Source organism: Staphylococcus sp. GDY8P57P (assembly GCF_017892585.1).
GTDB lineage: Bacteria > Bacillota > Bacilli > Staphylococcales > Staphylococcaceae > Staphylococcus > Staphylococcus borealis.
The window spans coordinates 38613-51510 of record NZ_JAESLK010000007.1; the positions used below are offsets into that span (position 1 = coordinate 38613).

General features: G+C 36.1%; 12 protein-coding genes. 11 read left to right on the plus strand and 1 reads right to left on the minus strand.

The window, feature by feature from the left end; translation table 11 throughout:
• Positions 1-149: 149 nt before the first annotated feature.
• The 3 genes from trhO to KA878_RS03015 all read left to right on the plus strand — a co-directional run bounded on the left by trhO (position 150) and on the right by KA878_RS03015 (position 3692).
• The gene (gene trhO, locus KA878_RS03005) at positions 150-1112 is read left to right on the plus strand and encodes an oxygen-dependent tRNA uridine(34) hydroxylase TrhO (RefSeq protein WP_053030041.1); all 963 of its coding nucleotides are present in this window, start codon (positions 150-152) and stop codon (positions 1110-1112) included.
• A 348-nt stretch (positions 1113-1460) separates the two neighbouring features.
• Entirely contained in the window at positions 1461-2678 is a 1218-nt protein-coding gene (locus KA878_RS03010) for an MFS transporter (protein WP_193838792.1), read from the plus strand.
• A gap of 36 nt (positions 2679-2714) precedes the next feature.
• The gene (locus KA878_RS03015) at positions 2715-3692 is read left to right on the plus strand and encodes a choloylglycine hydrolase family protein (RefSeq protein ID WP_193838791.1); all 978 of its coding nucleotides are present in this window, start codon (positions 2715-2717) and stop codon (positions 3690-3692) included.
• A 219-nt stretch (positions 3693-3911) separates the two neighbouring features.
• On the opposite strand, the gene KA878_RS03020 is transcribed toward KA878_RS03015, so the two are convergent.
• Positions 3912-5288, minus strand: coding sequence for an MFS transporter (locus tag KA878_RS03020; protein WP_193838790.1), 1377 nt, complete (start codon positions 5286-5288; stop codon positions 3912-3914).
• 351 nt (positions 5289-5639) lie between these two features.
• Here KA878_RS03020 and KA878_RS03025 point away from each other — a divergent pair, with 351 nt between their 5' ends.
• From KA878_RS03025 to KA878_RS03060, 8 genes are all read left to right on the plus strand, one after another.
• Positions 5640-6344, plus strand: a complete 705-nt coding sequence (locus tag KA878_RS03025) for a DUF969 domain-containing protein (RefSeq protein ID WP_193838789.1) — start codon at positions 5640-5642, stop codon at positions 6342-6344.
• Complete coding sequence (locus KA878_RS03030) at positions 6337-7263, plus strand: DUF979 domain-containing protein (RefSeq protein WP_193838788.1); 927 nt, start codon at positions 6337-6339, stop codon at positions 7261-7263. Before KA878_RS03025 ends, KA878_RS03030 begins: the two co-directional genes overlap by 8 nt.
• A 24-nt stretch (positions 7264-7287) precedes the next feature.
• Positions 7288-7926 (plus strand): pyroglutamyl-peptidase I, encoded by a 639-nt coding sequence (gene pcp, locus KA878_RS03035; RefSeq protein ID WP_193838787.1) that lies wholly within the window; start codon positions 7288-7290, stop codon positions 7924-7926.
• Between the two features lie 362 nt (positions 7927-8288).
• Positions 8289-9806, plus strand: a complete 1518-nt coding sequence (locus KA878_RS03040) for an ABC transporter substrate-binding protein (protein WP_398577034.1) — start codon at positions 8289-8291, stop codon at positions 9804-9806.
• Complete coding sequence (locus KA878_RS03045) at positions 9799-10758, plus strand: ABC transporter permease (RefSeq protein ID WP_193838785.1); 960 nt, start codon at positions 9799-9801, stop codon at positions 10756-10758. The genes KA878_RS03040 and KA878_RS03045 overlap by 8 nt, the downstream gene beginning before the upstream one ends.
• A complete protein-coding gene (locus KA878_RS03050) occupies positions 10748-11515 on the plus strand; it encodes an ABC transporter permease (RefSeq protein ID WP_193838784.1) in 768 nt (255 codons plus the stop codon). The genes KA878_RS03045 and KA878_RS03050 overlap by 11 nt, the downstream gene beginning before the upstream one ends.
• On the plus strand, positions 11482-12255 hold the full coding sequence (locus tag KA878_RS03055) for an ATP-binding cassette domain-containing protein (RefSeq protein ID WP_193838783.1): 774 nt from the start codon (positions 11482-11484) through the stop codon (positions 12253-12255). Before KA878_RS03050 ends, KA878_RS03055 begins: the two co-directional genes overlap by 34 nt.
• Positions 12242-12874, plus strand: a complete 633-nt coding sequence (locus KA878_RS03060) for an ATP-binding cassette domain-containing protein (protein WP_193838782.1) — start codon at positions 12242-12244, stop codon at positions 12872-12874. Before KA878_RS03055 ends, KA878_RS03060 begins: the two co-directional genes overlap by 14 nt.
• Positions 12875-12898: the final 24 nt, after the last annotated feature.

Genomic DNA, 12898 nt, shown 5'->3' on the forward strand with positions numbered 1-12898 from the left:
CCCTATTTTAAAAACTGAAATATTGAAAGTTATTGTAAATTTGATAAAATAATATAATGTTGATTTTTATAAAAAGATAAATGAATGAATCATTAAATGATATGGCTTGCCTTTACGATAAATAATAATTTTTAGAGGAGAATCAGAAAATGGATTATAGAGTGTTATTATATTACAAATACACAACGATTGATGACCCAGAAACATTTGCTGCTGAGCATTTAGAATTCTGTAAAGCAAACAACTTAAAAGGTCGAATTCTAGTGTCTACAGAAGGTATCAATGGTACGTTATCAGGTACGAAAGAAGATACAGATCAATATATCGAACATATGCATGCAGATGAACGTTTCGCAGATATGACGTTCAAAATTGACGAAGCTGAAGGTCATGCTTTCAAAAAAATGCACGTTCGCCCAAGAAATGAAATTGTTGCACTTGGTTTAGAGGACGATGTTGATCCACGTGTCACAACTGGTAAATACTATTCACCTAGTGAATTTAAAGAAGCATTGGAAGATGAAGATACTGTTATCTTAGATGCACGTAATGACTATGAATTTGATTTAGGTCACTTCCGCGGTGCAATCCGTCCAGATATTACACGTTTCAGAGATTTACCAGATTGGATTCGTGAGAATAAAGACCAATTAGATGGTAAAAATATCGTAACGTATTGTACAGGTGGTATCCGTTGTGAAAAATTCTCAGGCTGGTTAGTAAAAGAAGGCTTCGAGAATGTTGGTCAATTGCATGGCGGTATTGCAACGTATGGTAAAGATCCTGAGACTAAAGGTGAATATTGGGACGGTAAAATGTACGTCTTCGATGAACGTATTAGCGTAGACGTCAACCAAGTTGAGAAAACAGTGATTGGTAAAGAACACTTCGACGGCACACCATGTGAGCGTTACATTAACTGTGCTAATCCAGAATGTAACAAACAAATTCTTGTTTCAGAAGAAAATGAAGCTAAATATCTTGGCGCATGTTCATATGATTGCGCGAAACATGAACGTAACCGTTATGTAGCTAAAAATAATATAAGTGATGAAGAATGGAATCGTCGTTTAGACAATTTTAAAGACGTACCAGAACACGCACACGCATAGAGGTCTGAACAAAAGCGTTAGGAGACAGTTAAACACTGCCTCCTAGCGCTTATTTTTTAGGCTTAATCTTATTAGGGAGCGGGACAGAAATCATATTTTTCAAAATGTATTTCTTTGTCCCGCTCCCAGTTTGCTTAACTTGTATATTTGCTTGATAAAATGCTCTTTGCTAGGGCCCACCGTCAAGGATGACAAGGTTTGAAAAAACCTAATTCAAGTGCATTTTTTATTCAGTCAACTACTACCAATATATCTTTATAGCCTGAGACACCAATTGATATCCCGTTTTTTTATAACTACCCAATGCTATAATAGTGTAAAAAATCCCTTCTGAAATGTGGTGATTCTATGACAAAGCATAGCAAAGATTTTTACCATTTACTTTATAGTCAGTTATTCGCTAATACTGGTGATATTTTAACGATAGTGGGTTTAATTGCAGTTGTTTATAACATGACATCACAGACGACAGCCGCTTCTTTAATTCCGATTATATTTACTATAGGTATTTTTGTAAGTAGTTTTATTTCAAATTATATTTATCAATACCTTACTCAGAAGAAAGTATTATCTATATTTCAATTTCTTAAACTAGTGAGTTTAGCGTGCATCGCCATTCTATTAATGATAGAAATGACCCCTTCTTTTATATTTATTTTGCTTTTCTTCAATGCTCTTTTTGACGGATTCACAAATCCTATTAAGAACTCAATGATTCCTTTTATTGAGAATAAAGACGCAATCACTTCTGCTAACGCTTTGATGAATATGATGAGCAGCATTGTTCAACTGTCTACTTGGGCATTAGGCGGTGTCTTAATGAGTCTTATCGGTGCAAAGTACTTATTTTTATTTGCATTAATACTAGAAATAGTAAGCTATTACTTTATTTTACGCCTTTCAGAACGTCATGTTTATAAAACAGATAAGGAAACGATTTTTAATAGTTTTAAAACCGTTATCCATGATAACTATCGCAATAAACTAAGTTTATATCTAAATATTTCTATCATTTTTGAATCATTCGCAACAACCATTTGGATTGCAGCAATTATTTTGACTTACACAAGAACTTATTTACACGTTCCTGATTATTGGTTTGGACTGATTAATGCCTTTTTCTTTAGTGGCACAATTATTGCAGGCCTATGGATAAATTATAAAGATCGCTTCTTTACGCAGATCAATTACCCGATTATTATTTACGTTCCTGTGCTCTTAGCATTTATTAATTTAAGCTTTATCCTCCATCATTCAATCATTATTGTCTTATTATTTTCATTATTGATGGGCATTTTCGAAGATATGCGTTACATTTCTTTAAATTCGGTAGTTCAACGTTATACGCCTAAAGAGATTCTTCCTTCTACATACATATTAAACAATTTATTCAGTAGTATTTTCTTCGCTATTGGAACTTTTGTTATATCAATGATCGTTGACTATTATGGTATTATTTGGGCCTATATTATTTGCTTTAGTATGTATATATTAACTTTTATTTTAGGACTCTTTTTCCGAAAATATTTTAAAATTGAAAAACAAAAACAGACATCTTATAATTGATAATAATTCTCACTTTGGATATGGAGGCTATTGTATATGTGTACAGGTTTTACGTTTCAAGCTAAAAACGGTGATGTTATTTTAGGTCGTACGATGGATTATGATTATCCTTTAACTGGTCATCCAGCTGTGCAACCACGTCACTACTATTGGGAATCTCGTGTAGATTATAAAGGGACAACGAAGTATGGTTTCACTGGTGCTGGTTCTGATATGGAAGGGTTTATTTTCGGAGATGGTGTAAATGAGCATGGTCTTGCGATTTCTAATCAATATAACCGTGGCTATGCATCCTATGCGCATGACATACGTGACGGCTTTATCAATATTTCTCAAACCGAAGTATTAACATGGGTACTTGGATATAACCAAACGATTGCCGAACTAATTGAGCAAGCTGATCAGGTCAATGTAGTCGCACATACATTAAATGATATTAATGAAGCACCACCTTTACACTATCATATTTCTGATGCGACTGGTCGTACTGTAGAGATTACATTTGTAGAAGGTCGCATTGTCGTTCATGATAATCCAGTTGGTGTACTAACAAATAGTCCTGATTTAAATTGGCATTACGAGAACTTGAAGAATTATGCGAATGTGACGCCTTACAAGCCACAATATAAACGCTATAAAAATTTATATATTGGCAATGAAAGTGGTACCTCTGGACTACCAGGTGGTTATACCTCAGCTGAACGTTATGTAAGAGCAGCTTATCTTGTAAGTAATATGTTGCCTGACGATGGTGATGATGCGGTGTTGGATGCTTTTAGAATGCTTGATAGCGTTAGCATTCCTAAAGGAGCAGTTCGCCCTTCTGAACATGAATTCCACTATACGCTATACCAAACTGTATTTAACTTAACGTCACGTACGTTATATGTAAAATACTACAATTCTAATCGTATCGCTGAATTACAATTAACAGAGGACTTATTAAATAGCAAGGACTTAGTCATGTTCGATCCTATCCCTCAAGGTTTGACGACCGATAAAGTGAATGAATAGTTTTTTAAAAGCGATCTCAGATGAATATTTACTCAATTTGTTGCGACGCTTTCTTGCGGGAAAGGCTCGTGCCTGTAGTCACTCGTCACTTTCTTTTCCGCCAAGAGTCACGCAACAATATTCGTGATTCATCTCTAGAATTTATTTCTCACTTAAGTACTGTTGCACTTGTGTTCAATATAAAATAAGCGTGGCTGAGTAAACAGTCACGCTTGTTTGTTATGCTTTAACATTTTTAGGGATAAGAATAAATGCCGAAATGAGGCCAAGTACCATAATAATCGCACCTACTAAGAAGGAAATCATTGCTGACATTTCTACTGAGTAGAACTGTTGGCATACTGTAAATACAGTTGTATTTAATGCAATACCAAAGGCGCCCCCAAGTGTAGCACCCATCTTATATAAACCTGTCGCAAAGCTCACTTTTTCTTCTGGCATATTAAACACCGCAATCGTTAATCCTGGTGTTGCTACCAATCCATTACCAATTGCACAAACCACGAATGCGAAGGTTACAACACCAACATACCAACTTGGTGATAAGAATGTACAACTAATTAGAATAATACCAATTGTCGGGAATAATGGTCCTGCAATTAACATGCTTTTACCACCATATTTTTGAATTGCTTTTTCACCTAAACGAATCATTGCAATCGCCATGAAGACGTACGGCACAGTGACTAACCCTGTTTGTGCTTCACTCATGCCAAATTGCTTTTGCGCATAGCCATTGAAGACAACTGTAGTCCCAACACCTGTGTTAAGTACGAAATTATTAATCGTTGATCCTAGAAATGCTCGGTTTTTTACAATCGAGAAATCAATAAATGGTGTGGTTTTGCCTTTTTCAAAAAGATAGAACACAATTAAGGCAATGAGACCAATAGCAGCAACAGATAATGTGAAACGACTCGTCCAACCATATGTAAATCCTTGTGTCATCAGCAACATCAAGCAAGCAATGACGACACCAAAGATGATCATACCTACATAATCAAAAGGCTGATGATTACGTTCTGAACGTGGCGTTTCCTTTCTACGACTTAAAATATAGATTGCGATCACTGATAAAATGATTGAAATTACAAAGATCATTTGCCAACTCAATAAACTAGAAATAAGACCGCCGACATAGGAAGAAAATCCAATTCCGCCAACTGTCGCAATCATCATAAAACTATAGGCTTTTCGCAAATCTTGGCCTTTAAATTTATCTGAAACTAAACCAATCGTTGAAGGCAAGAGTATCGCAGCTGACAACCCTTGAAAAATTCGCCCAATAATTAAAAAGGGTGTTGCTGGCACAATGATCAAGCTAAGACAGCCGATGATACTAAAGATCAAACCTAATATCGTCATTTTAAGGTTGCCGACTTTATCAGCAATATCCCCTGCTCCCACCATGAAAATACCAGTTACAAAAGCGACTAAACTGATTGATAGATTTAATGTTGAATCCGCAGCACTAAACGTCTTTTGAACGCTTGAGCCAATATTAATAAATGATTGCGCAAACAACCAATATGTTAACACTGCAAAACTAGCTGCAATGATTAATTTACCGTCAAACTTACTTTGATGCGATTTCACATCTGACACTTCCTTTACATAATATAATCAATCTCATTAATGATAATTGTTCTCATTTAACCTTAGTTATTATATCATGTATGTAGAGAAAGTATATAGGGTTAATCATCTTTTCTCAGCATGATTCACCGTAACAATAAAATATACAAATTATACACTCTCAAAATATTATTCTTTTTATTTTAAATTCACTTTAATAGCAATTTTAGTTGTGCTAATATTAAGAAAATTACATCTATTAATCATTTATCTATCTTATCTGAGTTAGATTCATTACAGCGTTATTGTAACTTTGAACCTCAGATTTTAGATATTAAATGACAAATTGAATTAATTTTAAGGAGTGGTTTTATGGAATGGATTAAATTGATTGGTATTTTAATCATTATCATCGGCTTCATTCTTAAGTTTGATACAATCGCAATTATTTTAATTGCTGCTGTGGTCACTGGTTTAGTTGCCGGTATGGATATCGTTGAAGTACTTTCAACACTTGGAAAAGCCTTTGTAGATCAACGTCTTGTAACTTTATTTATGCTTACACTTCCTATGGTCGGTTTAATTGAGCGTTTTGGTTTGAAGCAACAAGCTTCTAAACTCATTAGTAACGTTAAGAAAATAACAACCGGTCGCCTTCTCACTTTATATTTAATTATTCGTGAAATCGCCGGCGTAGCTTCTATACGTATCGGTGGACACCCTCAATTTGTTCGACCTTTAATTAATCCAATGGTTCAAGGTGCACTTCGAACACGCTTTAATCTTACTGATAAAGACATCGATGAAAAAGATATTGAAAAATTAAAAGCTGAAGCATCTGCCATGGAAAACTATGGTAATTTCTTCGGTCAAAACTTATTTGTTGGTGCTGCAGGCGTCTTGTTAATGGTTGGGACTTTCCAATCTCTAGATATCAAAGTGAATGCAGTGAGTTTAGTACTTGCTTCAATTCCTATCGCCATCATCACACTTATCTTAGTTTGGATTAAGAATATTTTACTTGATCGTTACTTTAATAAAAAATATGGACATAATGAGGTGAAAAATCATGAGTGAGACAACGTTAAACCATATTTTAGAAATATTTTACATACTTATTGGCCTTCAGTTCCTATATACAGCCTTTCGCGCTTTACGTTCACAAGATAAATCAAAACGTTTAGGTACGGCAGCGTTTTGGACAATTCTAGCTATTTTATTCATAGGCGGGCCTTACATTCCTGACGCAATAAATGGTCTCCTTGTTTTAGCCATGGGTGCGTTAACACTTTTCAGACAAGTTACAATTAAAAATATTATCGATGTCAATGATAAAGAAGTTGAAAAAGGTTCTGCTAAATATGGAAATAAGCTCTTCATTCCAGCAATTGTCCTAGCTGTCGTAGCTGTTGTTGTATCAAACTGGACACCACTTGGTGGTGCAATTGGTTTAGGTATTTCATCAGTTATCGGCTTAATTGCAGCATTACTCATTATCAAACCGAAATTATCTTACACATTATATGATAGTGACCGATTAACACAACAAGTTGGGACAACAGGTATATTGCCACAGTTCTTAGCAGCACTAGGCGTACTCTTTACTGCAAGTGGCGTAGGTCAAGTCATTTCTAAAGGCATTTCATCATTTTTACCTGAGGGTAACCATTTAATTGGTGCCATTGCATATGTGCTAGGTATGGTGCTCTTCACAATGCTTATGGGAAATGCTTTCGCTGCATTTACAGTTATCACAGCGAGTATCGGTATTCCTTTCGTCATTGCTCAAGGCGGAGATCCAATCATAGCAGGTGCACTTGCCATGACTGGTGGTTTCTGTGGAACATTGTTAACACCAATGGCAGCCAATTTCAACACATTACCTGTCGCACTACTTGAGATGAAACAAGAATTTGGTGTCATTAAGGCTCAAGCACCTATAGCCTTAGCACTTATAGTGATTCACATAGCGCTCATGTATTTCTGGGCATTTTAAACAATTCAAAGGAGGAAATGAATAATGAAGATTTTAGTTACAGCATTTGATCCATTTGGTGGGGAAAAGATTAATCCTGCATTAGAGGCAGTAAAGCAATTAGAGGACACAATTGGCAATCATACCATTACAAAGTCAGAAATTCCAACTGTCTTTCATGAATCTAAAGACGTCATTGATAAGGAACTGGCTAAAGGCAATTACGATGTGGTCTTGTCTATTGGTCAAGCTGGAGGTCGTTATGACCTTACTCCTGAGCGTGTAGGCATCAATATCGACGATGCGCGTATTCCTGACAACAAAGGTAACCAGCCTATTGATATGGCTATTCAAGAAGATGGGGCACCTGCCTACTTCTCAAACTTACCGGTTAAAACGATGACTGAAGCGATTAAATCAGCAGGAGTCCCTGCAAGCTTATCGAATACCGCTGGCACTTTTGTTTGTAATCATGTCTTATATCAATTAGGTTATCTCGCTGATAAATCATACCCTGGCTTGTTATTTGGATTTATTCATGTGCCGTTTATCCCAGAACAAGTGACAGATAAATCTGGGAAACCATCGATGTCTATTGAGACAATAGCGAAAGGTTTAACTGCTGCTATTAAAGCCATTTCTAAAGAAGATGATACTAAAGTTGCATTAGGTGAAACACATTAAGCCTGAGACATAAATAATATAATGGAGCTATTTTGCAAATACGCAGTAGCTGACTGAACTGAGAAGGCGCTTTAATCAAGCTTTTCTCAGTTCTAGTCATCCTTGCGGGGGTGGGACAACGAATTTAAAAGCATTCTGTCCCACTCCCTTATTTTTGAAATTGGAAAATCATCACTTATCTATTCACAAATTTATCATTTCAAAGAATTTGTATAGGGTGTATCATATAATAATGTCTATTGATGGAAAAATATTTTTTCATAACTAAACTCTATTATAAAAAATAATGATGAATACAATGGAAAGAAGGTAAAACATTGAAAAAGCGCATATGCTATTCGCTCTCTATGTGCGCGATGCTTATGTTAAGTGGTTGTGCTCAACATCATAATGATGACAGTGAGGTAAAAGTCTCGCTCCCCCGTGAATTTAATACAAAACAACTTGATGCACAAGGTTTTGATGCCCCTATGCCTGTGTACAATGCCATCTATCAACCGCTCGTGACTTATGGTGAAAATGGCAAGATTGAACCTGGACTTGCTACATCATGGGACGTTTCAGAAGATGGTAAACACTACCTTTTTCACTTGAAGCACAATGTAAAATTCAATGACGGTTCTGAATTTGATGCATCGGCTGTTAAATTTTCGATTGAACGTGCGAAGGCAACAGATACAACAGATCCTATGGAAACGTTAGATAAATTAAAATCTGTCACAATAAAGGACAAACATACCGTTGAGATTGAATTAAAATCGCCATCAAACCAAGTGCTAAATGAGTTGTCTCAAGTTAGACCGCTCCGCATTATGAGTCCACATGCAGTTAAAGATGGCAAGACAACTGGTAAATTTGAGAAAGCAATCGGCACAGGTCCATTTAAAGTTGCAGATTCAACCAATGAAACTGTGAGCTTCAAACCAAATACATATTACCGTAATGGCCATCCCCTTAACTACAATCTAACATTTCAATCGATTGAGGATAGCGATTCAAGACATTTAGCGATTGAGAGTCATTCTATTGATATTACGGGTGGTTCCTTAGGTCAAATGACGCCACAACAAGTAAAAGAGTCGCATAGAAACAAAGCGCTATCTGTACATACGTCGCCAAGTACAGAAACGCAATTTATGGGATTTAACCCACAGCATAAACGTTTACAAAGCAAGACGATGCGCGAGGCAATTAGCAAAGCAATTAACACAGATGACTTATCACCGAACAAGAAATTGAAAGGTCTATTTCAACAACATGTTCAATACGTCAATTCAAATAATCAGTCTGACCATGATTACGACCCTTCAACATCTCAGTCACTCATCCGTTCTTTAGGTTACAAGATAAACGATGATGGTTATTTTGAAAAGGACGGCCGTGTACTGTCATTTAAACTCGCTCTACAAACCGATGAATTTCCAGAATGGAAGACGAAAGCGGAAATTATGCAACAAGACCTTAAAAAAGTAGGTATTAAACTCGATATTAATATTTTAGATTCACAAACATATTATGAAACATTAACGGTGCGTAAAGATTTTGACCTCATTTATTATCGAACATATACGAATGCATTAATGCCATACAATTTCTTGAATGCACGATTTAAACAAGATGGTACGCGTCCCGGTGTGTTTGCAGACGATGCCACTTTAACATCTATGATTCATCAATTCCCGACGATCATCAATATGCGTGACCGACAACATGCGTTTGATAAGCTATCATCTTATATTGACCGACAATATCTCATTGTCCCAATTTCCTATCCTAATGAGACATTTGTAACCAGTCCTAAAATCAAGCATTTCGAGTTCTCAGGTCAAACAGATGCACCGCTAAATTATGATAAGTTGAAGGTGTCAAATAATGACTAACATCGTAAAACATTTCATCCGACTACTCATTTATTTAATCATTATTTCTTTTGTGCTCTTTCTTCTTTTGGAGAACACAACTGGCAATCCTGCCGTTCAATACTTACAAGAACATGGTGTCGCTCAAATTACACCTGAACGTATCAAAATGGCTCAAGATAAACTCGGCTTAAGCCAGGCAATGCCTGTTCGCTATGTACAATGGTTAGGTAATGTCTTCACAGGCGATCTTGGTATGAGTTTTAGCAATGGTGAACCTGTAACAGATCGTATTTCCCAGGCAATTACACCAACGATTAAACTAATTATTGGTTCAGCTATCATACTGTTTCCTATTAGTTACGTCATCGGTTATCTATGTGGCAATCATCCACGACAAAATTGGTCAGTCGTATTAACTCGTATTGCTCAAGTGATAACATCATTACCAGAATATTGGCTAGCTATTATTTTCATTTATTACTTTGGTGTGAAATGGCATCTGTTCCCCTTTGTAGGAAGTAATAGTTGGGAATACTTTGTTCTTCCAATTGTTATACTCGTTCTTGTAGAAGGTAGTCATATGTTGCTATTAAGCAGTCACCTTTTTGAGAGCACCTTACAAAGTCAACCTTTCCAATTAGCCCAATTGCGTCGGTACAAATTAAAGGATCGTATTTACGTACAGGTAAAAGAAATATTAGCGCCACTCATGACGATTACCATTAATAATTTTATTCATTTATTTAGTCGTGTGATCATTTTAGAAGTCATATTTAGTATTTCTGGATTAGGTAAATTACTCATCAATAGCATTAATTTGCGTGACTATCCTGTGATTTTAGGCATTTTAATGATGATTATTACTTTTATAATGGTGCTTAATTTCTTCGGCGATGTTTTACTTGAGAAGAGTGATCCACGTCTAAGATTGTCAAGAAAGTCAGGAGGCCGAATTACATATGAAGATTAAACATTGGATATGGCCTATCGTGGCAGTTATTTTAGTCATACTTGCTACACTGCTCTATGATAAAGCAAATATGATTCATCAATCTGAGGCACTATTGCCGCCGAGTCTGCACCACCTGTTAGGTACTGATCATTTAGGTCGTGATTTCTTCACACGCTTATTTGTAGGCAGTATGGTTACACTCGGTTTAACAACGCTTATTATTTTTGGCACCGTGGTATTAGGCCTTGTATTAGGACTAGCAGCTGCACTGATTGGTCGTTGGCTGGATGCGTTATTAATGGCACTTGCCGATATGTTGATTGCCTTACCATCTATTATTATCGCCCTTGTGGTATTAGGTTTTATCAATAACTCAATTATCGGTTTATGCCTAGCCTTGATGATTGGCTGGTTAGGACGCTACTTACGTTACTTTAGAAATTTGGCACGTGATGTACAAACGCGACCATTTGTTAAATTCGCATCTTTGAGTGGTCTTACGAAGACACAAACAACGATACACCACATTGTTCCACACCTTATACGTAACGTAACTGCATTAATCACTGCAGATTTTGGTAAATTAATGCTTAGTATTTCTGGATTAGCTTTTATTGGATTAGGCGTAAAACCGCCGTTGCCCGAATTAGGTGCAATACTCTATGACGGTAAGAGTTACTTTTACTCAGCGCCTTGGTTATTCTTCTTTCCAGGACTATTGTTAGGAGGTTTCGCGCTCATATGTCAAATACTCAATCGTCGATACACACGTTAAACACGTTATTAAAGTTGAACAATGTCTCCGTTTATGATGGCCATCAAGTATTATTGAAAGATATCGATTTTAATGTCACAGAAGGTAGCTTTCATTGTTTAGTTGGGGAGAGTGGCAGTGGGAAATCTTTACTAGCACGGACGGCTTTGAATATGTGCCCTCCACATTTAAAATATCAAGGTCAAATCGATATTGATTTAAATAATACAGATGCCATGTTCCAAGATACCAATAGTAATTTCTTCCAAAACGTACGTATCCAAAAGCATTTTGATGCCCTGTTTGATGCATTGCATACGCAATGGTCTCGACAGCAACAACATGAATTTGTATGCCGCCAATTTAGACATTTAGGTTTAGAGCATCCAGAAGCTTTACTTCATGACTATCCTTTTCAATTGAGTGGTGGTATGGCACAACGTATTGCGTTAGTGATGTCAATTGTAAGAGAAGCCGAATTCTTGATTGTAGATGAACCAACTAGCGCATTAGATTTTGACAATCGCAATCACTTAATGAAATTATTACATCATGTTGTCGAAGCACATCATATGACACTCTTATTTATCACGCATGACTTAAGTTTAGTGATGAATTACGCAACACATATTAGTGTGATGCGTAACGGACAAATAATTGAAAGTGGCAAGGCTGAAGAGATTTTAGAGAACCCTAAACACCCATACACTCAACAATTAATTGAATTGGCACATAGGAGATATCGATATGTTGCAGATTAAATCTTTGAATAAAACATTTTCTGAAAAGCAAATTTTTAAAAACTTTAATTTCGAACTTAAAAATGATGATCATTTAATTATTAGTGGTACAAGTGGGAGCGGTAAGTCGACACTCGCACAAATCATTGCTGGTTTGGATGATCGTTATGAAGGTATCATAAGCTATAAAGAGATGACACTCGGACACGTGTCACGTCACGACTGGATGAAACATATTCAATACGTTCCGCAATATAATGCCAATACATTAGATCCTAAAAAAACTGTTTCATGGGTTTTGAAACAACCTTTAAAGCACTTTAATATTCCTAAACGTCTACATGACGATAAGATTTTAAGTGTCATCGAACAATGTCAACTCGACAAACGTTTATTATCTAAAAAAGTGTGCACTTTGAGTGGCGGACAATTTCAACGCTTGTGGATTGCGAAAGCCCTACTCGTTGAACCTGAGATATTAATTTTGGATGAAGCTACAACGAATCTTGATGTGATCAATGAAGACATCATTATTCAAATGTTACGAAATTTGAATACGTTACAGCTTATTATGATTACACATGATCCTTATTTATTAGACAGCCTTCCTGGTAAACACTTAAAAATCGAGCATATTTAAGTTAAAAAGCAATGCCTATCAAAA

Excerpts from the sequence above, each read along its gene's own strand:
- KA878_RS03060 (WP_193838782.1), top strand. The coding sequence starts at position 12,242 with ATGTTGCAGATTAAATCTTTGAATAAAACATTTTCTGAAAAGCAAATT.
- KA878_RS03015 (WP_193838791.1), top strand. The coding sequence starts at position 2,715 with ATGTGTACAGGTTTTACGTTTCAAGCTAAAAACGGTGATGTTATTTTA.
- KA878_RS03055 (WP_193838783.1), top strand. The coding sequence starts at position 11,482 with ATGTCAAATACTCAATCGTCGATACACACGTTAAACACGTTATTAAAG.
- KA878_RS03045 (WP_193838785.1), top strand. The coding sequence starts at position 9,799 with ATGACTAACATCGTAAAACATTTCATCCGACTACTCATTTATTTAATC.
- pcp (WP_193838787.1), top strand. The coding sequence starts at position 7,288 with ATGAAGATTTTAGTTACAGCATTTGATCCATTTGGTGGGGAAAAGATT.
- KA878_RS03040 (WP_398577034.1), top strand. The coding sequence starts at position 8,289 with ATGTTAAGTGGTTGTGCTCAACATCATAATGATGACAGTGAGGTAAAA.
- trhO (WP_053030041.1), top strand. The coding sequence starts at position 150 with ATGGATTATAGAGTGTTATTATATTACAAATACACAACGATTGATGAC.
- KA878_RS03050 (WP_193838784.1), top strand. The coding sequence starts at position 10,748 with ATGAAGATTAAACATTGGATATGGCCTATCGTGGCAGTTATTTTAGTC.
- KA878_RS03010 (WP_193838792.1), top strand. The coding sequence starts at position 1,461 with ATGACAAAGCATAGCAAAGATTTTTACCATTTACTTTATAGTCAGTTA.
- KA878_RS03030 (WP_193838788.1), top strand. The coding sequence starts at position 6,337 with ATGAGTGAGACAACGTTAAACCATATTTTAGAAATATTTTACATACTT.
- KA878_RS03025 (WP_193838789.1), top strand. The coding sequence starts at position 5,640 with ATGGAATGGATTAAATTGATTGGTATTTTAATCATTATCATCGGCTTC.